Raw genomic sequence first — 24,573 nt, 5'->3', positions numbered from 1 at the left:
CAACACGAACACAAGGGCGGCAAAGGCGGGGCGCGATACGAGGGTCGAGGTTATCGAGGGGTTCCAGGGGCCGTGCGCCGTGCGGGAGCGGAGTCGGGCGGTACCCCTTCGACTGCGGCCATTCGAGTCAATAAGATCCCCGTAGTCCCGATGCCCCCTTCCTCCCACACCCCAGGACACCCGCCATGCCGCGACGCCGCAGTCCCAGCCCGTCCAGCTCGACGGCTCCGAGGAACCGCACGCCGCAGCCGGTGCGGGTGCGGCAGCGGACGTTCGGGGACTTCGTGAAGGCGTTCCTCGCGTTCGTCGCGCTCGCGGTGCTCCTCGTCGGGGTGCCGGCGGCGCTGGCGATGACGGCGGGCTGGCCGTTCCCGGAGACGTTCGAGCCGATGGAGTGGCTCAAGCAGGACATCTCCGTCTCGACGTTCCTCGGCATCCTCACGTTCGTCGTGTGGCTCGCCTGGGCGCAGTTCACCGCCTGCGTGCTGGTGGAGATGAAGGCCGCGCTGTCGGGCGTCGGCGTGCCCGGGCGGGTGCCCGGCGCCGGGCCGAGCCAGCTGCTCGCCCGGCAGCTCGTCGCCGCGCTGCTGCTCGTCGGCGCGACCGCCGCCAGCTTCACGCCCTCCCTCGCGCAGCTCGGCCAGACCTACGACGACAACCAGCGGCCCACCGTGGCCGCCGCCCAGCAGACGCCGGGCCTCTTCGCCCAGCAGCAGGAGCAGGCGGCCTCCACCGCCGCCGCGGTCGCCGAGCAGGCCTCGCACACCGAGGCGACCCCCGCCGCCGCCACGAAGCAGGGCGACACGAAGTTCTACCGGATCCAGCCGCCGGAGGGGCGTCACCACGACTCCCTGTGGGAGATCGCCGAGCGCCACCTCGGCGACGGCCGCCGCTACAAGGAGATCTTCGAGCTCAACAAGGACCGTGTGCAGCCGGACGGTTCGCGGCTGTCCGAGGCCAGTCTGATCCGGCCCGGCTGGATCATGGAGATGCCCGGCGACGCCCGCGGCGGCGACCTCGTCGAGATGCCGGACGACGCCCCGAAGGTGTCGCCCGAGGTGCAGCAGCAGATCAGCGACTACGCCAGGACCGGCGACGGCGACCAGGCACAAGGCAGCGACCAGGCACAAGGCAGCGGCGGCGCCGCCCACGTCGACCTGCCCCAGCAGCGCCCCGCCCCATCCCCCGAGACCGGCCACGCCGACCTCCGGCGCCCCGCGCCCGACCAGGTCGCCACGCCCGCCCAGGACCCCTCGTCCTTCGGGCTCCCCGAGGCCCTGCTGACCGCACCCCTCCTCGCCGCCGGCCTGCTCGGCGCCCTCGGCCACCGCCGCCGCCAGGCACTCTGGCAGTCGGCGTTCGCCGGCATCGGCGGCCGGCGCGGCATGGAGCCGCCCACGCCCGCCGGCGACGCCCTCGACGTGCAGGACGCGCTGCTGGTCGGGGCCGACCCCGAGGGCGTACGGCTGCTGGACCGGTCGCTGCGCGGGCTGGCCGCGTCGCTGGCCGCCGAGTCCCGCCCGCTGCCCACGGTCTACGCGGCCTGGATGAGCAACGGCGACCTGCACCTCCAGCTCGCCCAGCCGTCCGGCAAGCCGCCGTCCCCGTGGCAGCTCGGGCAGGACCAGACGTTCTGGATGCTGGCCCGCGCCGACGCCGAGTCGTACGAGGACGTCGACACGGCCGCGCCCTACCCGGGCCTGGTCAGCCTCGGCACGATGGACGACTCGCGGCTGCTGCTCAACCTGGAGTCGGTGCCCGGCATCGTGTCGCTGAGCGGCCGTGAGGAGGACCGGGCGGCCGTGTTCGCGTCGGTCGCCGCCGAACTGGCCACCAACGGCTGGTCGGACCGCATGACCATCACCCTCGTCGGGTTCGGCGAGGACCTCACCGCCCTCGCGCCCAGCCGGCTGCGCCACCTCGACGGCATCGAGGCGCTGATCGAGACGATGGAGGCGGAGACCCGGCAGCGGCGCGGCGCGCTCGGCGCGGCCGGCCACGACTCCGTGCTGACCGGCCGCACCGGCCCGGCGCAGCACACCCGTTGGGCCCCGCACCTGGTGCTGCTGGCCGCCGAGCCGTCCCCCGAGGACGCGACGACGCTCGCCGAACTCGCCGCGGACGCGAGCCGTCTCGGCATCGGCTATCTCGTCGGCACCGGCAGCGGCGATCTGCCGGGCGCCGCCTGGGAGATGGAGATCACCGGCGAGGGCCGGCTGCTCGCCCCGCTGCTCGGCCTGGAACTCGACGCGCAGCTCCTGCCCGCCGCCCAACGGCGCGCGGTCGTCGAGCTGTTCACCGACGCCGACCCGGAGCGCAGCCCCGACGGTCCCGGCACCACCCCGCCGTTCCTCGTCGACATCAGCGAGCAGGGCCGGCCCGCGGTGTACGCGCGGTTGGTCGGGCCGTACGAGATCATCGGCCTGGAGACGCCGGACGGGGAGCGGAGCGCGCTGCTGCACGAGGCGCTGGCGCTGCTGCTCCTGCACCGCGAGGGCGTGCACCCGCGGGTGCTGTCCTCCGCGCTGTGGCCGCGCGGCGTCACCGACGACGTGCGCCAGGCGCTCCTGGACCGGCTGCGGGACTGGCTGGGCACCGACCCCGACGGCACCCCGCGGCTGCGCACCGACGACGCCGGCCGGCTCACGCTCGCCAAGTCCGTCGTGTCCGACCTGGACGTGCTGCGTTCGCTGTACCACGAGGCGACGCAGGGCAAGGGCGTCGACAGCCGGGCGGTGCGCGGGCGGCTGCTCACCGACGCGCTGGTGCTGGTGCGCGGCCCGTTGCTCGCCGACCGGCCCGAGGGCCGCTACCGCTGGCTCACCCACGAGATCGTCGACGCGCAGCTCCCGCTGCTCGTCGCGGACACCGGGCTGGCGCTCGCCGAGTTCCACATGGAGAAGAACCGCGCGGAGAAGGCCATCGAGGCGCTGAACGCCGCGCTGCGCACCGCGCCCGCCGACGAGCGGCTGTGGAACGAACTGCTGCGCGCCACCCACGCCCTGGACGACCCGCAGCGGCTCACCGCCCTCGCGTCCGACCTGGTGACCCGCAGCGGTGCGCGCGGGCTGCCGCCGCGGACCGAGGCGCTGCTCGACGAACTGCTGCCGACGTGGCGCGACGCGGTCGCGGCGGCCGGCTGAGCGGCCGTACGGGATGACCGACGGGCTCGGGTACGCGCTGGTCGCCGTCGCCGCGCTGTGGGGCGCGACGGCCGGCGCGCTGCTGCCCCGCGCCGCCCACCGGTTCGCCGTCCCGGCGGGGGAGGAGTGGCGTACGGCGTGTCCGCAGGGGCACCCGCTCACCGGCTGGCTGGGCCCGGCCCGCTGCCGGGCGTGCGGAGGGACCCCGTACGGCACGGGCGCCGCCGTTCCCGTGACGGTCACCGCGCTGGTGTGCGCGCTCCTCGCCGCCGCCACCGGGACCCGCCCCGAGCTGGCGGTGTGGCTGCTGCTGGCGCCCGTGGGCGTGCTGCTCGCCACGGTCGACTTCCGGGTGCAGCGGCTGCCCGACCCGCTCACCCTGCCGTTCGCCGCGTCGGCCCTGGTGCTGCTGGGGCTGACCGCGCTGGTCCCCGAGCACGCGGGGGAGTGGACCACCGCCCTGCTGGGCGCGCCGGCGCTCGGCGCGGGCTACTTCGTGCTGTTCCTGGTCAACCCGGCCGGGATGGGTTTCGGCGACGTGAAGCTGGCGCTCGGCGCGGGCGCGGTCCTCGGCTGGTACGGCTGGCCGACCGTGCTGCTGGGCACGCTGGCCGGGTTCCTGTGCGGGGCGCTGTACGGGGGCGCGCTCGTCGTCGCCCGGAAGGCGGGCCGCAAGACGTCGATCCCGTTCGGCCCGTTCCTGATCGGCGGGGCCTTCGCGGGGCTGCTGATCGGCGCGTACACGGCCTGACGTCGGCGCGCGGAACCGGCTGACGTACGCTGATTCCGTCCGTCCACACCCCTGCGAAAGGGACACCGGTGACCGAGAAGGCCGACCTTCAGCCCGTCCTCGACCGTGCCGCCGCGGGTGGGCGGATCACCCCCGAAGAGGCCCTGGTCCTCTACCGCGACGCCCCGCTGCACGCGCTGGGCGCCGCCGCCGACGCGGCCCGCCGCCTCCGGTACGCGGGCACCGAGCACATCGCCACGTACATCATCGAGCGGAACATCAACTACACGAACGTGTGTGTCACGGCGTGCAGGTTCTGCGCCTTCTACGCGGCCCCCAAGGACACGGGGAAGGGCTGGACCCGCGACCTCGACGACATCCTGCGCCGCTGCGCGGAGACGGTCGAGCTGGGCGGCACGCAGATCATGTTCCAGGGCGGTCACCACCCGGACTACGGCGTCGAGTACTACGAGAAGCACTTCGCGGCCATCAAGAAGGAGTTCCCGCAGCTCGTCATCCACAGCCTGGGGGCGAGCGAGGTCGAGCACATGGCGCGGATCTCGAAGGTGAGCGTGGAGGAGGCGATCACCCGGATCCACGCGGCCGGGCTCGACTCCTTCGCCGGCGCCGGCGCCGAACTGCTCCCGGAGCGCCCCCGCAAGGCGATCGCCCCGCTGAAGGAGTCCGGCGAGCGCTGGCTGGAGATCATGGAGATCGCCCACAACCTGGGCGTGGAGTCCACCTCCACCATGCTGATGGGCACCGGCGAGACCAACGCCGAGCGGATCGAGCACCTGCGGATGATCCGCGACGTGCAGGACCGCACGGGCGGCTTCCGCGCGTTCATCCCGTACACGTACCAGCCGGAGAACAACCACCTGAAGGGTCGCACCCAGGCCACGATCTTCGAGTACCTGCGGATGATCGCCATCGCCCGCCTGTTCCTCGACAACGTCGCCCACATCCAGGGCTCGTGGCTGACCACCGGCAAGGAGGTCGGCCAGCTCTCCCTGCACTACGGCGCGGACGACCTCGGCTCGATCATGCTCGAGGAGAACGTCGTCTCCTCCGCCGGCGCCAAGCACCGCTCCAACCGGCTGGAGATCATCGACCTGATCCGCAAGGCGGGCCGCGTCCCGGCGCAGCGCTCCACCACGTACGAGCACCTGGTGGTGCACGACGATCCGGCGAACGACCCGGTCGACGACCGCGTGGTCTCGCACATCTCGTCCACCGCCATCGAGGGGGGCACGGCCCACCCGGAGCTGAAGCTCCTGCCCGCCAACTGACCGGCCTGTGCTGACCCTTCACGCCGCCGAGGCGTCGCCGGAGGCCGCCGTCCTGGTCGACGGCGCGCGGATCGCGGCCGTCGGCCCGTACGAGGAGCTGGCCGCCGCGCACCCGGACGCCCGGGTGCGCCGGTGGCCCGGCATCCTGACACCCGGACTGCTCAACCCGTACGGTCCGGAACTGCTGGAGCAGGCCTACCACCCCGACCCGCGCGAGGCCGACCGGCTCGGCACCGAGCCGCTGTTCGGGCTGCGGGCGCGGGCCCTCCTCGCCTCGTCGCCCACCGCACGGGGCGCCAGCGCGCGCCGCGGGGTCCAGCGGCTGCTGGCGCACGGGACGGTCGCCGTGGGCGGTGAGATCCGTGGCCGTGAGGCCCTGGACGCCGTCCGCAGGGCCGGGCTCGTGTTCGGGGGCCGTCCGCCCGGGCTGCCCGGACCGCCGTCGCTCTCCCCGGCGCCGCTGGTCCTGCTGCCCGCCCTCACCGCCGGGGGCCCCGCCCGTTTCGCGGTGTTCGACGTGCCCGACCGCGCCGCCCTGGTCCGTCAGGGCGCGTCCACCTGCGTGGCCACCGTGGTCGGCGGCCGCCTGGTGCACCGCCGCCGCTGACCGCACGGCCGGAGGTCCTCACCCCGCGAGCGTCTTCCCGAACTCGCCGGTCTCCTGCTCCACCCCGCTGCAGTCGCTCAGCGGGTCGTCCGCCGCGTCCTCGGCACAGGGCCGGTCCCGGAACGCCGACCAGACCGACACCCACGCGACGCCCTTGGCCTCGGCGAAGGCCCGCACCTGTGCCGCGTCCTCGAGCGTGAACGTCTCGTTCTCCACGTCGTTGACGCCGAGCATCGGGGTGAGCGCCATGCCCTGCCAGGCGGCGGCCTCGGACTGCCCGAAGACGTCCCGCAGCTGGGCGTGCGCCGACCGGGCGGCGGCGAGGGCGTAGTCGCCCATGTCGCCGTCGTAGGACTCGGCGTAGTTCATCGTCATCAGGTTGACGGTGGCGACCTCGACGCCGTGGTCGTTCGCCGACTCCAGCAGGGCCACGCCCTCCTCGTCCAGCCCGGACGGCATGACGGGGAGGGTGAACGTCACCTCCAGGCCGTCGCGTTCCTCCTGGAGCAGGGCGATCGCCTCCGAACGCCGGTCCACGGAGGCGGAGTCGGCGAGTTCGTCGCCCTCGATGTCGAAGTCGGCACGGGTGGCCCCGGCCGCGTCCAGCGCCGCACCGTACGCCTCGGCCAGGTCCTCGGCCGTGTCGCAGACGGCCGCCAGTTCGTCGCCGTGGGCGCCGCCGAAGGAGACCCGCACGTCGGCGCCGGTCCGGGTGAGCGCCGCGATCCGGGACGTCACGCGCGTGTCGCCGACGTTTTGGACACCGTCCCAGGCCGGGGCGCAGTCGCCGCCGGAGGAGATGACGAACGCCAGGTTGTACGCCGTGGGGGAGCCCGCCGTGTCGGTGCCGGAGGCGGTGGAGGCGTTGACGTAGGGCGCGTACGCGACGGGCGCGGAGGATCCCGGGTTCGGTTCCGCCGCGTCGTCCCCGGCGGAGCAGCCCACGCCGGCCAGGGCCAGGGCGGCGAGGAGGGCGAACCCGCCGCCGGAGGACAGCGGACCGCGTATCGGGTTCGTTCCGTTCCGGGGACGGCGTCGGAGAGGGGTGATCATGGCACAGGATTCTGTGTGCTTTCCGAGGATGTGCACCCGGATTTCTCGGATTCCCGGCGGACGGACGGGTTCGTGTGGTCCCGGGCGGAACTCACAGGGTACGCAGAACCGGGCGCCGGCCGGCGAAGGCCGTACCGCCCGGGACGAGCCGACGCCTCCGCCGGCCGGGCGGGCTGCAAGAATGACTCCGTGACCCGCGCATCCCTGGACAAGCAGCCGCATGAAGTCGCCTCGATGTTCGACGACGTCGCGGAACGGTACGACCTGACCAACGACGTGCTGTCCCTCGGACAGGACCGGCGCTGGCGCAAGGAGGTCGCGAAGGCGGTCGACGCGCGGCCCGCGCAGAAGATCCTGGACCTGGCGGCCGGCACCGGCACCTCCTCCCTGCCGTTCGCCCGCACCGGCGCCTACGTCGTGCCCTGCGACTTCTCCCAGGGCATGCTCCGGGTCGGCAAGCGGACCCACACCTGGCTGCCGTACACGGCCGGCGACGCGACCAGGCTGCCGTTCAAGGACGACGTGTTCGACGCCGTCACCATCTCCTTCGGCCTGCGGAACGTGCAGGACACCGACGCGGCCCTGCGCGAGATGCACCGGGTGACCCGGCCCGGCGGACGCATCGTCATCTGCGAGTTCTCGCACCCGACGTGGACGCCGTTCCGCACGGTCTACACCGAGTACCTGATGCGCGCTCTGCCGCCGGTCGCCCGCGCGGTGTCGTCCAACCCGGACGCGTACGTCTACCTCGCCGAGTCCATCCGCGCCTGGCCCGACCAGCCCGCGCTGGCCGAGCGGCTGAAGGGCGCCGGCTGGTCCAAGGTCGCCTGGCGCAACCTCACCGGCGGCGTGGTGGCCCTGCACCGGGGCTTCAAGGAGAGCTGAGCAGCCGACACGCTTCAGGGGGAGCCGAGCACCACCAGGGGCGCCACCGCGCCTCCGCCGCCGCGCGGCTCCTCCAGTTCGCGGCGCAGCCCGCCCGGCGGCGGCAGCGGGCCGCGCGGCTCGCGCACCCCTCCGCCGCCCTCGCCCTCGCCGAAGTCCAGCCACACGTGCACCACGGAGTGGCGGGGCACGGGCGTGCCGGGCTGCGGGTACTGGCGGACCACGTAGTCCACGACGGCGTGCGGGAAGTCCGGGCGGCCGGGCGCGTCGACGACCAGGCCCCGCGCGCGGGCGGACTCGCGCGCGTCGACGGCCATCAGCCCGACCAGGCGCGGCACGCGCACGGCGCCGGTCCCGTATCCCTCGGGTGTCAAACGCATGGACGTCACCCCCAGCGGTACCGGAAGGGTAGGCCGGGGGCCCGTCCGACGGAAGCACTGCGTGATGATCCGTGACATATCACTACGCAGAGTAGCCGTCAACAGGGTGCGTCAGAGGTCGAGGCGGTAGCAGTGGCCCTCCTCGCCCGAGGCCGGGATGGTGAACGTCTCCGCGAGCCGCATCCCCAGCCGCTGGGTCACCGCTGTTGAGCGGGTGTTGCGGGCCTTCACCAGCGCCACCACGCCCGTCAGGCCCGCCGCCCGCACCCGGTCCAGCGTCTGCAGGGCCGCCGCCGTGACGTACCCCTTGCCCCAGTGCTCGCGGGCGAGCCGCCAGCCGATCTCGATCTCGCCCGTGGGACCCCACTCGCGCTCCCAGGGCTGGGCGCCGGTGAAGCCGATGACCTGCCCGTCCTCGTCGAGCACGGACCACAGGCAGAAGCCCAGCTCGGCGTCGTGCCGGCGCTGGCGGGCGGTGAGTTCCTCGTAGACCGACAGCTCCGCGGGCCGGCCGCCGTGGAACTCCATCACGTCGGGGTGGGCGAAGATGCGGTGCCAGGTGACGGCGTCCTCGTCGGTGGGAACCCGCAGCCGTACAGCGGGGAGTGCTCGGTTCACGGGGCAGCCCTTCAGCCGGGTGATCACGTCCGCTGAATAGACTGCCTGTGTCCAGTGCCGGTCGGCACGAAGATTTCGAACTCTGGGGAGATCCCGCCGTGACCGAGCCCCTCTCCGACAACACCGCAGATGTGATCGTCGTGGGCGCGGGGCCAGCCGGCTCCACCACCGCCTACCACCTGGCCCGGTCCGGCCTCGACGTGCTCCTGCTGGAGAAGACCGAGTTCCCGCGCGAGAAGGTGTGCGGCGACGGCCTCACCCCGCGCGCCGTGAAGCAGTTGGTGGCGATGGGGATCGACATCTCCGAGGAGGCCGGCTGGCTGCGCAACAAGGGCCTGCGCATCATCGGCGGCGGCGTCCGCCTCCAGCTGGACTGGCCGGATCTCGCCTCCTTCCCCGACTACGGACTCGTCCGCAAGCGCGACGACTTCGACGAGCAGCTCGCCCGGCAGGCGCAGAAGGCGGGCGCCCGGCTGTACGAGCGGTGCAACGTGGGCGCGCCGATCGTCGACGACCGCACCGGCCGCATCACCGGTGTGAAGGCCAAGCTCGGCGAGGACAAGCGGGAGGTCACCTTCCACGCCCCGCTGGTGGTGGCCGCCGACGGCAACTCCACCCGGCTGTCCCTCGCGATGGGCCTGCACCGGCGCGAGGACCGCCCGATGGGCGTCGCCGTGCGCACGTACTTCACCTCGCCCCGCCACGACGACGACTACCTGGAGTCCTGGCTGGAGCTGTGGGACCGGCGCGGCCCGCAGGACCGGCTGCTGCCCGGCTACGGCTGGATCTTCGGCATGGGCGACGGCACGTCCAACGTCGGCCTCGGCGTGCTCAACACCTCCGACTCCTTCAAGGAGCTGGACTGGCGCGAGGTCCTCAAGGCCTGGTGCGCGTCCATGCCGGAGGACTGGGGTTACACCCCGGACAACATGACGGGGCCGATCCGCGGCGCCGCGCTCCCCATGGCCTTCAACCGCCAGCCGCACTACACGCGCGGTCTGCTGCTCGTCGGCGACGCGGGCGGTCTGGTGAACCCGTTCAACGGCGAGGGCATCGCCTACGCCATGGAGTCCGGGCAGCTCGCCGCCGACGTGATCGTCCAGGCGCACGCCCGGTCCACGCCGGCCCAGCGGGAGATCGCCCTCCAGCGCTACCCGCGCGTCCTGAAGGACACCTACGGCGGCTACTACACGCTGGGCCGCGCCTTCGTGAAGCTCATCGGCAATCCGAAGGTCATGCAGATCGCCGCCCAGCGCGGCCTGACGCACCCGATGCTGATGAGGTTCACGCTGAAACTCCTCGCCAACCTGACCGACCCCACGGGCGGCGACGCGATGGACCGCATCATCAACGGCCTGAGCAAGGTGGCCCCGAAAGCGTGAACGGCCGGACGCGTGACCGGAGTCGGCGGGCATGTCCGGCATCTCCGGGCGCGCTGCCCGATCGTGATCGTCGCGTGACGCGGCCGTGAACAACTGATCGACTCCGGGCGGTGTCGAACGGGACGTGACCCAGCCGGGCACGTCCCGTTCGACGAAAGAGCCTTTTCATGACACAGCAGGCGAGACGGCTGCGCGCGCGGCTCGCGGCGCTGGGAGCGGTGGGCGCCACGGCGCTGGCCGCCGCCGGGGTCCAGGGCGCGGCCCACGCGGCCGAGGCACCCCTCCCGGTGGTGATCACGGGTGAGGACCGGGTGGACCTGTCCCTCCACTCGGACAACGGCGACCCCACCGAGCCGCAGGTCGACCTCCGGCTCGACGTCCCGGGCGAGGAGTTCGAGGGCGACGGCGAGGTCCCGACGGTGCACCGCGGCGACTACACGATCCGCATCGACGCCAGCGGGCTGAAGGGCGTCGCGGAGGCCGACCTGCCCTGTGACGCCGACGGGCTGGTCGCGGTCTGCACGGGCTACGAGCTGTACGCGGGCACGACGTTCAACCGCGTCGGCGGCATCCGTCTCGACCTCTCCGACGACAGCGAGGCCGGCGACACCGGGAAGATCGTCGTCACCGGCGAGGGCGAGGGCCTGGAGTTCACGCCGCTCACCGTGGACGTGCGCGTGGGCGGGCCGGAGCTGCTGAACCGTGAACTGTCCGCGCCGGAGGGCGTCATGCCCGGCGACGACTTCGAGCTGCCGCTCGGCGTGATGAACGTCGGCGGGCTGCCGGCCCAGGGCACGGTGCTGCGGCTGCTCGGCTCGCGCGGACTGTCCTTCCCCGACACGTACGGCAACTGCTCGTCGTCCGACATCAACACCGGCGACCTGCTGCGGCAGCGCACCGAAGTGCTCTGCACCTTCCCGGACACCCTCGGGGCGGGAACGGCGTACGCGCTGTCCCGGCAGGTGCTGGTGCGGACCGCGGACTTCGCGCTGAACGACATCTTCTCCTACTCGTTCGACCCTCTGGAGCCGGGCGAGGAGAAGACGCTGCACCAGGGCCGCCGGCAGGGCGGCGGACCCGACCTGACGTTGGAGCGAGTGGCGGACGCCGACCCCGCGCAGTACACCAAGTACGCCGAGCTGGACCTGCCGAGGACCAACACCTACGACCTGGAGCTGACCGGCGCCTCGGCGTCCGGAGCGGCCGGGGAGAAGGTCGACGTGGAGATCGGCTTCCGCAACAACGGGCCGGCCTGGATCGGCGCCCTGCGGTCCGGCGGCGAGCCGTTCTCCTTCACGGTCACCCCGCCGACGGGGGCGACGTTCACCAAGGCGCCGGAGAAGTGCATGCCCGCCGGCGTCAACGGGAGCGACCCCGCCTACCTCTGCTTCGCTCCCACTCCGATGCTGGAGGACGCCCGGTTCACCTTCCCGTTCGAACTGCGCGTCGACCGGGTCGTGGAGGGCGCCAAGGGCCGGGTCGCGCTGCCCGACTGGAACAACCCCTACGAATCCGACGAATCCAACGACGTCGCGTGGATCGTCCTGAACGCCCCCGGCGAGCCGGGTGACGACGGCACGGGCGGCTCCGGCGGCGGCCCCTCGGACGACCCGTCGGCCCCCGCCTCCGGTGACGGCGACGGCTCCGGTGACGACGCCGCCGACGTCGGCACCGGCTCCGCGTCCGGCGGCGGTCCGGGCGACGACGCCGACGGTGGTCTGGCGCTCACCGGCGCCCAGGGCGTGGGCCTGCTCGGCGGCGCCGCGGTGCTCGCGCTGGGGCTCGGCGCGGCCGTCGTGCTGTACCAGCGCCGTCGCGCCGGCCGTGACGGAGAGGCCGCCGCCTGACGCGCGCGTCGCTGTGAAGCCCCTGTGGGGGCCGGAGCCCGCCCGGCGGACCTCCGGCCCCCGTCGTGGTTCCGGGGCCGCGTGAGGGCCTGTCGCGGGGCGCGGCGGGCGACGCGGAGGCTCCCGGCACGCCGTCAACGCACGCGAGGCGGGGTGCAATTCGGACAATACGGCGATCTTGACCCGCTGTGCGGGCCGGAAACGGCGGAGGGCCGCCGCCTCGGTGAGGCAGCGGCCCTTCGGTCCGTGAAGCGTGGGTCAGAGCACGCGGACGGCGCCCGACGCCGGGTAGCCGGAGAGGTCCTGGATGACGACGCCCTTCTCGGGGTTGGCGGCGTCCAGGTACTGGCCGTCACCGATGTAGACGCCCACGTGGTACGCGGACCCCTTGCCGCCCCAGTACAGGATGTCGCCGGCCTGGATCTGCGACAGCGGGATGTCGGTGCCCACCATCGACTGGTCCTGGGAGACGCGCGGGAGGTCCACACCGACCTGCTTGAACGCGGCCTGCACCAGGCTGGAGCAGTCCCAGGCGTTGGGCCCGGTGGCGCCCATGACGTAGGCGTCGCCCACCTGAGCCTGGAGGAAGGCGAGGACGGTCGCGACGCTGCCGCTGGACGGCGCGGAGACGGAGGCGGAGGCGGTCGTGGTGAGCGAGGGGCGCTCGGCGTCGCGCGCCGCGCGCTCGGCGGCCGCCTGACGGGCTTCCTCGGCCGCCTTCTTCCTCGCCTCGGCCTTCTTCTTGGCCTCCGCCAGGTCCGCCTTGGCCTGCTTCGCGGCCTCGGCGGCCGCCGCGTCACGCTCGGCCCGCAGCTGGTAGTTCGCGGCCGCCTGCTGCGTGGCGTCCGCGGACTGGGCGACCTGGGCGGCCAGGTCGGCCGTCAGGGTGGGCAGTTCGAGGGTCTGCGTCACCGGCTCGGCCGCGTTGGCCGCGCTGGACGCCCCGGCCACTGCCAGGGTGCTGAGGACGCCACCGGCAACTCCGGCCCGCACCGCGATCGTGGACGTCGCGGTGCGGCGGGGCTTCCGGTGGCTGCGTATGTGAGCGGTGTGGGACATGGGAACAACCGGTACCAGGGGCTGCTTCATATCTTCAAGAAACGTGGGCTGCGCCACAGTTGTTCAATCGGGCCCGCAAATTCCCCCCAAGTCCCCGTCCATTGACGCCACAACGGACATTGCGGGCGGCCGTGACCGGGCCGTGATCACGGACTTTCATCGTTACGCCCGAATTGCTCCGCGCTTACCACCGCTTTAGGTGGTTGGCCAAGCCCCGTTCCTGAGGGGCCCTCAGAAGTGTGACGGACGTCACGGAACGACGGGGGCCGTCACGGCGTCCGTCGCGACCCCGGACTTCGTGAACGCGTGCACACGTCCACATCGCGCCGCGCGACCCCCCTCATGTGTGAACGCGGCCTCTATCAAGACGATGCGTCCAGCGCCAATTTGCATGCAGAGGAATTGTCTTGATATGGAGACGCCTCCCTCGCGACCCCTCTGAGCTGCGCCGACCGGTCAAGATGTCACGTTTGGTGATCGCGTGGATGCTTGACGTGTGAAGATCACCGCTCATCCGACTTCATGATCGTTCGTCAGGTGGTGGAGATCACAAAGCTTGTGTAATACCCCGTGTCGCAGATCACAGACCCACAGGCATAAGATGCGGAGCGGTTGGGCTTGTGACCTGCTTCACATGTTCTCGATCTTCGCCGGGGCGGGCGTGGTTCGAGGGGCGTGCGGGGCGCGTGAGTCCAACGCAAACCGCCAGCAGTCAGTGCCGACTGAGAGGAGCGAGGAGCGGTGAACGCGTATGCGCCCATCCTCGTACTGGGAGCCCTCGGGGCAGGCTTTGCGATCTTCTCCGTGGTCATGGCCACGCTGATCGGTCCGAAGCGGTACAACCGGGCGAAGCTCGAGGCCTACGAGTGCGGCATCGAGCCGACCCCCACGCCGGCCGGCGGCGGGCGCTTCCCCATCAAGTACTACCTGACGGCGATGCTCTTCATCATCTTCGATATCGAGATCGTCTTCCTCTACCCCTGGGCCGTCACCTTCGACGCCCTGGGGATTTTCGGGCTCGTGGAGATGCTGCTCTTCGTGCTCACCGTCTTCGTCGCGTACGCGTACGTATGGCGGCGCGGCGGCCTGGAATGGGACTGAGGGGCCACAAGTCATGGGACTCGAAGAAAAGCTGCCGAGCGGCTTCCTGCTGACCACCGTCGAGCAGGCCGCGGGCTGGGTGCGCAAGTCGTCCGTCTTCCCCGCCACGTTCGGACTCGCCTGCTGTGCCATCGAGATGATGACCACGGGCGCGGGCCGTTACGACCTGGCGCGCTTCGGTATGGAGGTCTTCCGCGGCTCGCCGCGGCAGGCGGACCTCATGATCGTCGCCGGGCGGGTCAGTCAGAAGATGGCGCCGGTGCTCCGGCAGGTCTACGACCAGATGCCGAACCCCAAGTGGGTGATCTCCATGGGGGTCTGCGCCTCCTCGGGCGGCATGTTCAACAACTACGCGATCGTCCAGGGCGTCGACCACGTCGTCCCGGTCGACATCTATCTCCCCGGCTGTCCGCCCCGCCCCGAGATGCTGATGGACGCGATTCTCAAGCTCCACCAGAAGATCCAGAGCTCCAAGCTCGGCGTGAACGCCGAGGAGGCGGCCCGCGAGGCGGAGGAGGCGGCGCTCAAGGCCCTGCCCACGATCGAGATGAAGGGGCTGCTGCGATGAGCGACGCGAACAACACCGCGGGTGACGGCGTGAACCCCGAGAAGGAACTCTCCGCCGAGAACCTCCCCGGCCAGCGCGGTCAGGGCGGTGAGGAGATCCGCGTCCAGCGCGGCATGTTCGGCGCCGACAACGGCGGCGACACCTCCGGTTACGGCGGCCTGGTCCGCTCGGTCCGGCTCCCGGGACCGGCGGCCCGCCCCTACGGCGGCTGGTTCGACGAGGTCGCCGACGAACTGGAGGGCGCGCTGGAGGAGCAGGACCTCCTCCCGGAGAACGCCATCGAGAAGACGGTCGTCGACCGCGACGAGATCACCTTCCACATCGAGCGCGAGCACCTCGTGCGGGTGGCGAAGACCCTGCGCGACGACCCCGCGCTGCGGTTCGAACTGTGCACCGGCGTCAGCGGGGTGCACTACCCGAACGACAAGGGGCGTGAGCTGCACGCCGTCTACCACCTGCGCTCGATCACCCACAACCGGGTGATCCGCCTGGAGGTCAGCGCCCCCGACAGCGACCCGCACATCCCGTCGCTGTTCTCCGTCTACCCGACGAACGACTGGCACGAGCGCGAGACGTACGACTTCTTCGGCATCGTCTTCGACGGTCATCCGGCCCTGACGCGGATCATGATGCCGGACGACTGGCAGGGCCATCCGCAGCGCAAGGACTATCCCCTCGGCGGCATCCCCGTCGAGTACAAGGGCGCCCAGATTCCCGCTCCGGACCAGCGGAGGTCGTACTCGTGAGCACGCACGCAACCCCTCGCGAGACCACCGAGGGCACCGTCTACACCGTCACCGGCGGCGACTGGGACGAGGTCGTCGAGACCGCGGCCCGCACCGACGACGAGCGCATCGTCGTCAACATGGGCCCGCAGCACCCGTCCACCCACGGAGTGCTCCGGCTGATCCTGGAGATCGACGGCGAGACCGTCACCGAGGCCCGCTGCGGCATCGGCTACCTCCACACCGGCATCGAGAAGAACCTCGAGTACCGGACGTGGACCCAGGGCACCACGTTCGTGACGCGCATGGACTACCTGACGCCGTTCTTCAACGAGACGGCGTACTGCCTCGCGGTCGAGAAGCTGCTCGGCATCGAGGACCAGGTCCCGGACCGCGCCTCGGTCATCCGGGTGCTCCTGATGGAGCTGAACCGGCTCTCCTCCCACCTGGTGTGCATCGCCACCGGCGGCATGGAGCTCGGCGCCACCACGATCATGATCTACGGATTCCGTGACCGTGAGCTGATCCTCGACATCTACGAGCTGATCACCGGCCTGCGGATGAACCACGCGTACATCCGCCCCGGCGGACTCGCCCAGGACCTGCCGCCCGGCGCGGTCGACCAGATCCGCGAGTTCGTCAAGAAGATGCGGAAGAACCTCCCGGAGTACGACAAGCTCGCCACCGGGAACCCGATCTTCAAGGCACGTATGCAGGACGTCGGTTACCTCGACCTGGCCGGCTGCATGGCCCTCGGCGCCACCGGACCGATCCTGCGCTCCACCGGCCTCCCGCACGACCTGCGCAAGGCGCAGCCGTACTGCGGCTACGAGACGTACGACTTCGACGTCCCGACCGCCGACACCTGCGACTCCTACGGCCGGTTCCTGATCCGGCTCGAGGAGATGCGCCAGTCGCTGCGGATCGTCGAGCAGTGCCTGGACCGGCTGGAGCCCGGCCCGGTCATGGTCGCCGACAAGAAGATCGCCTGGCCCGCCCAGCTCGCCCTGGGCCCCGACGGACTGGGCAACTCCCTCGACCACATCAAGCAGATCATGGGCACCTCCATGGAGGCCCTGATCCACCACTTCAAGCTGGTCACCGAGGGCTTCCGCGTCCCGCCGGGCCAGGCCTACGCGGCCGTCGAGTCGCCCAAGGGCGAACTCGGGGTGCACGTCGTCTCCGACGGCGGCACCCGCCCCTACCGGGTCCACTTCCGCGACCCGTCCTTCACCAACCTTCAGGCCATGGCGGCGATGTGCGAGGGCGGCCAGGTCGCCGACGTCATCGTCGCCGTCGCGTCCATCGACCCCGTGATGGGAGGCGTCGACCGGTGACCACCTCTTCTTCCGAGCGGGGCGTCAGCCTGGGCATGCCGGAACTGCCCGCGCCGGCCTACCCGGACGACGTCCGGGCCCGGCTGGAGACCGACGCGCGCGAGATCGTCGCCCGCTACCCGGACTCCCGTTCCGCCCTCCTGCCGATGCTGCACCTGGTGCAGTCGGAGGAGGGGCACGTCACGCGCACCGGCATGCGGTTCTGCGCGGACATGCTCGGCCTGACCACGGCCGAGGTGACCGCGGTCGCCACCTTCTACACCATGTACCGGCGCCGCCCGAGCGGCGACTACCAGGTCGGGGTGTGCACCAACACCCTGTGCGCGGTGATGGGCGGCGACGCGATCTTCGAAGAGCTCCAGGAGCACCTGGGCGTCGGCAACGGCGAGACCACCGCCGACGGCAAGGTCACCCTGGAGCACATCGAGTGCAACGCGGCCTGCGACTACGCGCCCGTGGTGATGGTGAACTGGGAGTTCTTCGACAACCAGACGCCCGAGAGCGCCAAGCGCATGGTCGACGACCTGCGCGCGGGCCGTCCGGTCGCGCCCACCCGCGGCGCGCCGCTGTGCACGTTCAAGGAGACCGCCCGCATCCTGGCCGGCTTCCCCGACGAGCGTGAGGGCGCCGTCGAGGCCACCGGCAGCGCGGGCCCCGCCTCCCTGATCGGCCTGAAGCTGGCCAAGGGCGAGGCCGCCCCCGCGCGCGTGGTGCACCCGCGCGGCGAGGCGCCGCAGGACGCCCCGCCCCACGAGCCGTCGCCCACCGAGCACCTCAGCTCGCACGACGCGCCGCAGGACACGTCGGCCTCCGACCCGGCCCACCCGTCGGGACCCGTTGCCGAGGAGGGGGAGTGATGACCTTGGCACCCGAACTGAAGGACACCAGCCCGGAGAAGCTGCTCGCGCCGGTGCTGTCGGCCTTCTGGGACGAGGACAAGTCCTGGACGCTCGACGTGTACAAGCGGCACGACGGGTACGAGGGGCTCCGCAAGGCGCTCGCCATGTCGCCGGACGACGTCATCGCGTACGTCAAGGACTCCGGACTGCGCGGACGCGGCGGCGCCGGCTTCCCGACGGGCATGAAGTGGCAGTTCATCCCGCAGGGCGACGGCAAGCCGCACTACCTCGTCGTCAACGCCGACGAGTCGGAGCCGGGGACCTGCAAGGACATCCCGCTGCTCTTCGCCAACCCGCACAGCCTGATCGAGGGCATCGTCATCGCCTGCTACGCCATCAGGTCGTCGCACGCGTTCATCTACCTGCGCGGCGAGGTCGTCCCCGTGCTGCGCAGGCTGCACGCGGCCGTGCGCGAGGCGTACGAGGCGGGGCTGCTCGGCACGAACATCCTCGGCAGCGGACTCGACCTCGAACTCACCGTGCACGCGGGCGCGGGCGCGTACATCTGCGGTGAGGAGACCGCGCTGCTCGACTCCCTCGAGGGGCGCCGCGGCCAGCCCAGGCTGCGTCCTCCCTTCCCCGCCGTCGCGGGCCTCTACGCCTGCCCCACGGTGGTGAACAACGTCGAGTCCATCGCCTCGGTTCCCGCCATCATGAACCGCGGCAAGGAGTGGTTCCGCTCGATGGGCAGCGAGAAGTCCCCGGGCTTCACGCTCTACTCCCTCAGCGGCCATGTCGCGAGCCCCGGCCAGTACGAGGCGCCGCTCGGCATCACCCTGCGCCAGCTGCTCGACATGAGCGGCGGCATGCGGCCCGGCCACCGGCTGAAGTTCTGGACGCCGGGCGGCTCCTCCACGCCGATGTTCACCGACGAGCACCTCGACGTCCCCCTCGACTACGAAGGGGTCGGCGCCGCGGGCTCCATGCTCGGCACCAAGGCGCTGCAGTGCTTCGACGAGACCACCTGCGTGGTCCGCGCCGTCACCCGCTGGACCGAGTTCTACGCCCACGAGTCCTGCGGCAAGTGCACCCCCTGCCGCGAGGGCACGTACTGGCTCGTCCAGCTGCTGCGCGACATCGAGGCCGGCAAGGGCCGGATGTCCGACCTCGACAAGCTGAACGACATCGCGGACAACATCAACGGCAAGTCCTTCTGTGCCCTCGGAGACGGCGCCGCCTCGCCGATCTTCTCGTCGCTCAAGTACTTCCGCGAGGAGTACGAGCAGCACATCACGGACCGTCGCTGCCCCTTCGACCCGGCCGCGTCGACGGCCTGGGCCGACCGTACGGAGGTGCACGCATGACTGTGACCACCAACGCTCCCTCCGGAGGGGGAGAGGCGGCGGTCCCGCCCGAGGACCTCGTGACGCTGACGATCGACGGCGCCGAGATCAGCGTGCCCAAGGGCACCCTGGTCATCCGGGCCGCCGAGCAGCTCGGCATCGAGATCCCCCGGTTCTGCGACCACCCGCTGCTCGCGCCGGCCGGCGCCTGCCGCCAGTGCATCGTGGAGGTCGAGGGCCAGCGCAAGCCCATGGCGTCCTGCACCATCACCTGCACCGACGGAATGGTGGTGAAGACGCAGCTCTCCTCGCCGGTCGCGGAGAAGGCCCAGAAGGGCGTGATGGAGCTGCTGCTCATCAACCACCCGCTGGACTGCCCCGTCTGCGACAAGGGCGGCGAGTGCCCGCTGCAGAACCAGGCGATGTCGCACGGCAGCGCCGAGTCCCGCTTCGAGGGCAAGAAGCGCACCTACGAGAAGCCCGTCGCGATCTCCACGCAGGTGCTGCTGGACCGCGAGCGGTGCGTGCTGTGCGCCCGCTGCACCCGGTTCTCCAACCAGATCGCCGGCGACCCGATGATCGAGCTGATCGAGCGGGGCGCGCTCCAGCAGGTCGGCACCGGCGAGGGCGACCCGTTCGAGTCGTACTTCTCCGGCAACACCATCCAGATCTGCCCGGTCGGCGCGCTCACCTCGGCCGCCTACCGGTTCCGCTCCCGCCCGTTCGACCTGATCTCCTCGCCGTCGGTGTGCGAGCACTGCTCGGGCGGCTGCGCCACCCGCACCGACCACCGGCGCGGCAAGGTCATGCGCAAGCTGGCCGCGGAGGACCCCGAGGTCAACGAGGAGTGGATCTGCGACAAGGGCCGCTTCGCGTTCCGGTACGCACAGCAGCGGGACCGGCTCGACACCCCGCTGGTGCGCAACGCGGAGGGTGAGCTGGAGCCGGCGTCCTGGCCGGACGCGCTGCAGATCGCGGCACAGGGCCTGCTCGCCTCCCGGGGCCGCACCGGTGTGCTCACCGGCGGCCGGCTCACTGTCGAGGACGCCTACGCGTACAGCAAGTTCGCGCGGGTCGCCCTCGCCACCAACGACATCGACTTCCGCGCGCGCGTGCACAGCACGGAGGAGTCCGACTTCCTCGCCGCGCGCGTCGCGGGACGCGGTGTCGACCTGGACGGCACCGGCGTCACCTACCGGGCACTGGAGAAGGCCCCGGCGGTGCTGCTGGTCGGCTTCGAGTCCGAGGAGGAGGCGCCCGGCGTCTTCCTGCGGCTGCGCAAGGCCTGGCGCGCCCACGGCCAGCGCACTTTCGCGCTGGCCACGCACGCCACCCGCGGACTGACCAAGGCCGGCGGCACGCTGCTGCCGGCGGCGCCCGGCACCGAGACCGAGTGGCTGGACGCGCTGGCCGGCGGGGTCGGCCTGGAAGACGACGGGGCCGCGGCCGCCGAGGCGCTGCGCACCGAGGGCGCGGTGGTCGTCGTCGGCGAGCGGCTGGCCGCCGTACGCGGCGGGCTCACCGCCGCCGTGCGGTTCGCCACCGCGACCGGCTCCCGGCTGGTGTGGATCCCGCGCCGGGCCGGGGAGCGGGGCGCGATCGAGGCGGGCGCGCTGCCGTCACTGCTGCCGGGCGGCCGCCCGGCGACCGACCCGCGCGCCCGGGAGGAGGTGGCCGCCCTCTGGGGCGTCGCCGAACTCCCGCACCGCTACGGCCGGGACACCGCGCAGATCGTCGAGGCGGCCGCCCGCGGCGAGCTGCAGGCGCTGCTGGTGGCGGGCGTGGAGGTCGCCGACCTGCCCGACCCGGCCCGCGCCCGGGCGGCGCTCGCCGAGGCCGGGTTCGTCGTCTCCCTGGAGCTGCGGCCCGGCGAGGTCACCGAGCTCGCCGACGTGGTCCTGCCGGTCGCGGCGGTCGCCGAGAAGGCCGGCACCTTCCTCAACTGGGAAGGCAGGGTGCGGCTCTTCGAGGCGGCGCTCAAGCCGGACCAGATGACCCGGAGGGTCGCGCCGACCGACGCGCGCGTGCTGCAGATGCTCGCCGACGCCATGGACGTGCACCTGGGCCTGCCGGACCTGCGCACGATCCGCTCGGAGATCGACCGGCTCGGCCTGTGGGACGGGCCGCGCGCCGCCGACCCAGAGGAAACCGCGGGCGCCCTGCCCCGGCCCGCCGCCGGCGAGGCGGTCCTCGCCGGGCACCGGCTGCTGCTCGACCTGGGCCTGCTCCAGCAGGGCGACGAGGCGCTGGCCGGCACCCGGCACGCCGCGCTCGCCCGGCTCTCGGCCGCCACGGCCGCAGAGGTCGGCGTCAAGGACGGCGACACGCTCGCGGTGACCGGCCCCGCCGGGACGCTCGAACTGCCGCTGTCCGTCACCGAGATGCCCGACCGGGTGGTCTGGCTCCCGCTGAACTCCACGGACGGCGGGGTGGCCTCCGGCACCGGGGCGCTCCCCGGCTCCCTCGTCCGCATCGGCCCGGCGACCCTCGCCGGCGAGGCTCCCCAGGAGGTGGAGGCATGAGCCCGTACCTCGCCGCTGAAGACCTCTCGATGTTCGGCCGCGACCCCTGGTGGCTGATCCTCGTCAAGGCGGTGTTCTGCTTCGCCTTCCTGATGGTGACCGTGCTCATCTGCATCGTCATGGAGCGCAAGGTCGTCGCCTGGATGCAGCTGCGCATCGGCCCCAACCGGCACGGCCCCTGGGGCATGCTCCAGTCGCTCGCCGACGGCGTGAAGCTGATGCTCAAGGAGGACGTCGTCGTCAAGCGCGCGGACAAGGTCGTCTACGTCCTCGCGCCGATCGTCGCCGCCATCCCGGCGTTCATGGCGTTCGCCGTGATCCCCTTCGGACCGGCCGGCAACGAGATCTCCATCTTCGGCCAGCGCACCACGATGCAGCTCACCGACCTGCCGATCGCGATGCTCTACATCCTCGCGGTCGCCTCGGTCGGCATCTACGGCATCGTCCTGGCGGGCTGGAGCTCCGGCTCCACCTACCCCCTGCTGGGCGGCCTGCGCTCCTGCGCCCAGATGATCTCGTACGAGATCGCCATGGGCGCCGCGTTCGCCTCGGTGTTCCTCTACTCCGGGTCGATGTCCACGTCGACGATCGTCGAGGCGCAGACCGACCGCTGGTACGTGCTGCTGCTGCCGGTGTCGTTCCTCATCTACATCGTGACGATGGTCGGCGAGACCAACCGCGCCCCGTTCGACATGCCGGAGTCCGAGGGCGACCTGGTGGGCGGCTTCAACACCGAGTACTCGTCGATCAAGTTCGCGATGTTCATGCTCGCCGAGTACATCAACATGGTGACCGTCTCGGCGGTCGCGGTGACCCTCTTCCTGGGCGGCTGGCGGGCCCCGTGGCCGATCAGCACCTTCTGGGAGGGCGCCAACCACGGCTGGTGGCCGATGCTCTGGTTCACCGGCAAGATGCTCACCCTGCTGTTCGGCTTCGTCTGGCTGCGCGGCACGCTCCCGCGTGTCCGCTACGACCAGCTGATGAAGCTCGGCTGGAAGGTCCTCATCCCGGTGTCCCTGGTGTGGCTGATGGCGGTCGCCACGGTCCGGGCGCTGCGCAACGAGAACTACGAGTTCGCCGACATCGCGCTCTACATCGCCGGCGGCGTCCTCGTCCTGCTCCTCCTCTCCTTCGTCGCCGACATGTTCCGCGGCCGGGGCGAGGAGGGCGGACAGCCCGCGGAGCAGCCTCCGTTCGACCCGATGGCGGGCGGGTTCCCCGTGCCGCCGCTGCCCGGGCAGGAGCTGCCCCCGGTGCCGCGGCGCCGCCCGCGCCACGAGCGGGAGCTCGTTGTCAGTGGCGGACCCGATACTCACAGTGACGAATCCCAGGGCGGTTCCACCGACGGAAAGGAGGGGTCCGATGGCTGAGGAACCGAAGGACACCAAGCCCGGTTTCCTGAACCCGGTGGCCGGCTTCGGCGTGACCTTCACGGCCATGTTCAAGAAGCGGCTCACCGAGCAGTACCCGGAGCAGCAGAAGACCACGGCCCCGCGCTTCCACGGACGGCACCAGCTCAACCGCCATCCGGACGGCCTGGAGAAGTGCGTCGGCTGCGAGCTGTGCGCCTGGGCCTGTCCCGCCGACGCGATCTACGTGGAGGGCGCGGACAACACGGACGAGGAGCGCTACTCGCCCGGCGAGCGGTACGGCCGCGTCTACCAGATCAACTACGCCCGCTGCATCCTGTGCGGGCTGTGCATCGAGGCGTGCCCGACGCGCGCGCTGACTATGACCAACGAGTTCGAACTGGCCGACTCCAGCCGGGCGAACCTCATCTACACCAAGGAGCAGCTGCTCGCCGGCCTGGAGGAGGGCATGGTCGAGGCCCCGCACGCCATGTACCCGGGCACGGACGAACAGGACTACTACCGCGGTCTGGTGACCGAGGCGGCGCCCGGCACGGAGCGTCAGGCCGCCCACTCCAAGGGCGAGGTGGTCCAGGAGGCCGAGTCCACCTTCGGTCCGGAGGAGCCGGCCTCGGAGAAGGTGATCGGGCGATGACCGAGCAGCTCGCCGCGTATTCGACCTCCACCGGCGAGGCCGTGCAGTTCTGGATCCTCGGCACCGTCGCCGTGATCGGCGCCCTGTGCACCGTCTTCATGCGGCGGGCCGTGCACAGCGCGCTCTGCCTCGCCGGCACCATGATCATCCTGGCCGTGTTCTACCTGGCCAACGGCGCCTACTTCCTGGGCGTCGTGCAGATCGTCGTCTACACCGGCGCGATCATGATGCTGTTCCTGTTCGTGGTGATGCTCGTCGGCGTCACGGCCGCGGACTCCCTGAAGGAGACCATCAAGGGCCAGCGCTGGCTGGCCCTGCTGTGCGGCCTGGGCTTCGGCATCCTGCTGGTCGGCGGCATCGGCAACGCCTCGCTGAGCGAGTTCAGCGGCGTCGGCGAGGCCAACGCCGGGGGGAACGTCCAGGGCCTCGCCTCCCTGATGTTCACCCGCTACGTCTTCGCCTTCGAGATCACCGGCGCGCTGCTCATCACGGCGGCCGTCGGCGCGATGGTGCTCACCCACCGGGAGCGCACCGAGCGGGCGAAGACCCAGCGCGAACTGGCCGAGCAGCGCGTCCGCGAGGGCAGGTACCTGCCGCCGCTGCCCGCCCCCGGCGTCTACGCCCGGCACAACGCGGTCGACATCGCGGGCCTGCTGCCCGACGGCACCCCGTCGGACCTCACCGTCAGCAAGACGCTGCGGGACCGCGGCCAGGTCCGTGACGTGTCGCGGGAGGCGCTCAACGACCTGCGGGCGCTGGAGCAGCGCGCGGAGGAGCGTCTGGAGCGCCGCGCGATCGAGCCGCCGGTCTTCAAGCGGTCCGAGGAGGCGTCGAAGTGAGTCCCGTCAACTACCTGTACCTGGCGGCGCTGCTGTTCACCATCGGCGCCACCGGTGTGCTGATCCGGCGCAACGCGATCGTGGTGTTCATGTGCGTCGAGCTGATGCTCAACGCCTGCAACCTCGCGTTCGTCGCCTTCTCCCGTATGCACGGCAACCTCGACGGCCAGATCATCGCGTTCTTCACGATGGTCGTCGCCGCCGCGGAGGTCGTGGTGGGGCTGGCGATCATCGTGTCCCTGTTCCGTTCCCGCCACTCGGCCTCGGTCGACGACGCCAGCCTGATGAAGCTGTGAGGGGCT

The 24,573-nt window shown here is 71.7% G+C and carries 22 protein-coding genes; 18 read left to right on the top strand and 4 right to left on the bottom strand.

What is annotated here, in order from left to right; genetic code table 11:
- The first annotated feature begins 185 nt into the window (after positions 1–185).
- The 4 genes from ACQY0Z_RS04230 (at position 186) to ACQY0Z_RS04215 (ending at position 5,769) form a co-directional block, all read left to right on the top strand.
- Positions 186–3,143 carry a BTAD domain-containing putative transcriptional regulator gene (locus ACQY0Z_RS04230; RefSeq protein ID WP_439811849.1) on the top strand — a complete coding sequence of 986 codons (2,958 nt, stop codon included), beginning with the start codon at positions 186–188 and terminating at the stop codon, positions 3,141–3,143.
- A 13-nt stretch (positions 3,144–3,156) separates the two neighbouring features.
- The gene (locus ACQY0Z_RS04225; RefSeq protein ID WP_254585591.1) at positions 3,157–3,894 is read left to right on the top strand and encodes a prepilin peptidase; all 738 of its coding nucleotides are present in this window, start codon (positions 3,157–3,159) and stop codon (positions 3,892–3,894) included.
- A 68-nt stretch (positions 3,895–3,962) separates the two neighbouring features.
- Positions 3,963–5,162, top strand: a complete 1,200-nt coding sequence (gene mqnC, locus ACQY0Z_RS04220; protein WP_028960038.1) for a cyclic dehypoxanthinyl futalosine synthase — start codon at positions 3,963–3,965, stop codon at positions 5,160–5,162.
- Between the two features lie 7 nt (positions 5,163–5,169).
- On the top strand, positions 5,170–5,769 hold the full coding sequence (locus tag ACQY0Z_RS04215; protein WP_189903261.1) for an imidazolonepropionase-like domain-containing protein: 600 nt from the start codon (positions 5,170–5,172) through the stop codon (positions 5,767–5,769).
- A gap of 18 nt (positions 5,770–5,787) precedes the next feature.
- Here the strand turns inward: ACQY0Z_RS04215 and ACQY0Z_RS04210 are convergent, their stop codons facing one another.
- Complete coding sequence (locus tag ACQY0Z_RS04210; protein ID WP_439811848.1) at positions 5,788–6,822, bottom strand: chitinase; 1,035 nt, start codon at positions 6,820–6,822, stop codon at positions 5,788–5,790.
- A gap of 189 nt (positions 6,823–7,011) precedes the next feature.
- Between ACQY0Z_RS04210 and ACQY0Z_RS04205 the strand changes: the two genes are divergently transcribed.
- Positions 7,012–7,707 carry a demethylmenaquinone methyltransferase gene (locus ACQY0Z_RS04205; RefSeq protein ID WP_189903263.1) on the top strand — a complete coding sequence of 232 codons (696 nt, stop codon included), beginning with the start codon at positions 7,012–7,014 and terminating at the stop codon, positions 7,705–7,707.
- A gap of 14 nt (positions 7,708–7,721) precedes the next feature.
- Here the strand turns inward: ACQY0Z_RS04205 and ACQY0Z_RS04200 are convergent, their stop codons facing one another.
- Positions 7,722–8,087 carry a PASTA domain-containing protein gene (locus tag ACQY0Z_RS04200; RefSeq protein WP_439811847.1) on the bottom strand — a complete coding sequence of 122 codons (366 nt, stop codon included), beginning with the start codon at positions 8,085–8,087 and terminating at the stop codon, positions 7,722–7,724.
- 111 nt (positions 8,088–8,198) lie between these two features.
- Positions 8,199–8,705: a GNAT family N-acetyltransferase gene (locus ACQY0Z_RS04195; RefSeq protein ID WP_189903267.1), complete on the bottom strand. Its 507-nt coding sequence runs from the start codon at positions 8,703–8,705 to the stop codon at positions 8,199–8,201.
- A gap of 98 nt (positions 8,706–8,803) precedes the next feature.
- On the opposite strand from ACQY0Z_RS04195, the gene ACQY0Z_RS04190 reads away from it, so the two are divergent.
- Together ACQY0Z_RS04190 and ACQY0Z_RS04185 are read left to right on the top strand one after the other, a co-directional pair.
- Positions 8,804–10,087: a geranylgeranyl reductase family protein gene (locus ACQY0Z_RS04190; RefSeq protein ID WP_189903269.1), complete on the top strand. Its 1,284-nt coding sequence runs from the start codon at positions 8,804–8,806 to the stop codon at positions 10,085–10,087.
- A gap of 167 nt (positions 10,088–10,254) precedes the next feature.
- Positions 10,255–11,934 carry a hypothetical protein gene (locus ACQY0Z_RS04185; protein WP_439811846.1) on the top strand — a complete coding sequence of 560 codons (1,680 nt, stop codon included), beginning with the start codon at positions 10,255–10,257 and terminating at the stop codon, positions 11,932–11,934.
- A gap of 258 nt (positions 11,935–12,192) precedes the next feature.
- On the opposite strand, the gene ACQY0Z_RS04180 is transcribed toward ACQY0Z_RS04185, so the two are convergent.
- Positions 12,193–13,023, bottom strand: coding sequence for an NlpC/P60 family protein (locus tag ACQY0Z_RS04180; protein WP_189903273.1), 831 nt, complete (start codon positions 13,021–13,023; stop codon positions 12,193–12,195).
- A 711-nt stretch (positions 13,024–13,734) separates the two neighbouring features.
- Here ACQY0Z_RS04180 and ACQY0Z_RS04175 point away from each other — a divergent pair.
- From ACQY0Z_RS04175 to nuoK, 11 genes are read left to right on the top strand one after another with little or no spacing between them, the layout of a single operon-like run.
- On the top strand, positions 13,735–14,094 hold the full coding sequence (locus tag ACQY0Z_RS04175; protein WP_003974383.1) for an NADH-quinone oxidoreductase subunit A: 360 nt from the start codon (positions 13,735–13,737) through the stop codon (positions 14,092–14,094).
- Between the two features lie 13 nt (positions 14,095–14,107).
- On the top strand, positions 14,108–14,662 hold the full coding sequence (locus tag ACQY0Z_RS04170) for a NuoB/complex I 20 kDa subunit family protein (protein WP_006133126.1): 555 nt from the start codon (positions 14,108–14,110) through the stop codon (positions 14,660–14,662).
- Positions 14,659–15,408 carry an NADH-quinone oxidoreductase subunit C gene (locus tag ACQY0Z_RS04165; RefSeq protein ID WP_189903275.1) on the top strand — a complete coding sequence of 250 codons (750 nt, stop codon included), beginning with the start codon at positions 14,659–14,661 and terminating at the stop codon, positions 15,406–15,408. Before ACQY0Z_RS04170 ends, ACQY0Z_RS04165 begins: the two co-directional genes overlap by 4 nt.
- Positions 15,405–16,724 carry an NADH-quinone oxidoreductase subunit D gene (locus tag ACQY0Z_RS04160; RefSeq protein ID WP_189903277.1) on the top strand — a complete coding sequence of 440 codons (1,320 nt, stop codon included), beginning with the start codon at positions 15,405–15,407 and terminating at the stop codon, positions 16,722–16,724. The genes ACQY0Z_RS04165 and ACQY0Z_RS04160 overlap by 4 nt, the downstream gene beginning before the upstream one ends.
- Positions 16,721–17,581: an NADH-quinone oxidoreductase subunit NuoE gene (nuoE, locus tag ACQY0Z_RS04155; RefSeq protein WP_189903279.1), complete on the top strand. Its 861-nt coding sequence runs from the start codon at positions 16,721–16,723 to the stop codon at positions 17,579–17,581. The genes ACQY0Z_RS04160 and nuoE overlap by 4 nt, the downstream gene beginning before the upstream one ends.
- Positions 17,581–18,927: an NADH-quinone oxidoreductase subunit NuoF gene (gene nuoF / locus ACQY0Z_RS04150; RefSeq protein WP_031021952.1), complete on the top strand. Its 1,347-nt coding sequence runs from the start codon at positions 17,581–17,583 to the stop codon at positions 18,925–18,927. The genes nuoE and nuoF overlap by 1 nt, the downstream gene beginning before the upstream one ends.
- Complete coding sequence (locus tag ACQY0Z_RS04145) at positions 18,924–21,428, top strand: NADH-quinone oxidoreductase subunit G (protein ID WP_254585597.1); 2,505 nt, start codon at positions 18,924–18,926, stop codon at positions 21,426–21,428. The genes nuoF and ACQY0Z_RS04145 overlap by 4 nt, the downstream gene beginning before the upstream one ends.
- Positions 21,425–22,798: an NADH-quinone oxidoreductase subunit NuoH gene (gene nuoH, locus ACQY0Z_RS04140; protein ID WP_189903285.1), complete on the top strand. Its 1,374-nt coding sequence runs from the start codon at positions 21,425–21,427 to the stop codon at positions 22,796–22,798. The genes ACQY0Z_RS04145 and nuoH overlap by 4 nt, the downstream gene beginning before the upstream one ends.
- Positions 22,791–23,432: an NADH-quinone oxidoreductase subunit NuoI gene (gene nuoI, locus ACQY0Z_RS04135; RefSeq protein WP_189903286.1), complete on the top strand. Its 642-nt coding sequence runs from the start codon at positions 22,791–22,793 to the stop codon at positions 23,430–23,432. The genes nuoH and nuoI overlap by 8 nt, the downstream gene beginning before the upstream one ends.
- Entirely contained in the window at positions 23,429–24,271 is an 843-nt protein-coding gene (locus ACQY0Z_RS04130; protein ID WP_189903288.1) for an NADH-quinone oxidoreductase subunit J, read from the top strand. Before nuoI ends, ACQY0Z_RS04130 begins: the two co-directional genes overlap by 4 nt.
- Entirely contained in the window at positions 24,268–24,567 is a 300-nt protein-coding gene (gene nuoK / locus ACQY0Z_RS04125) for an NADH-quinone oxidoreductase subunit NuoK (protein WP_029381056.1), read from the top strand. The genes ACQY0Z_RS04130 and nuoK overlap by 4 nt, the downstream gene beginning before the upstream one ends.
- Positions 24,568–24,573: the final 6 nt, after the last annotated feature.

It is taken from the genome of Streptomyces sp. P9-2 (assembly GCF_051903975.1).
Classification (GTDB): Bacteria; Actinomycetota; Actinomycetes; order Streptomycetales; family Streptomycetaceae; genus Streptomyces; species Streptomyces cellulosae.
This window is presented reverse-complemented; position numbering and strand designations above follow the sequence as displayed.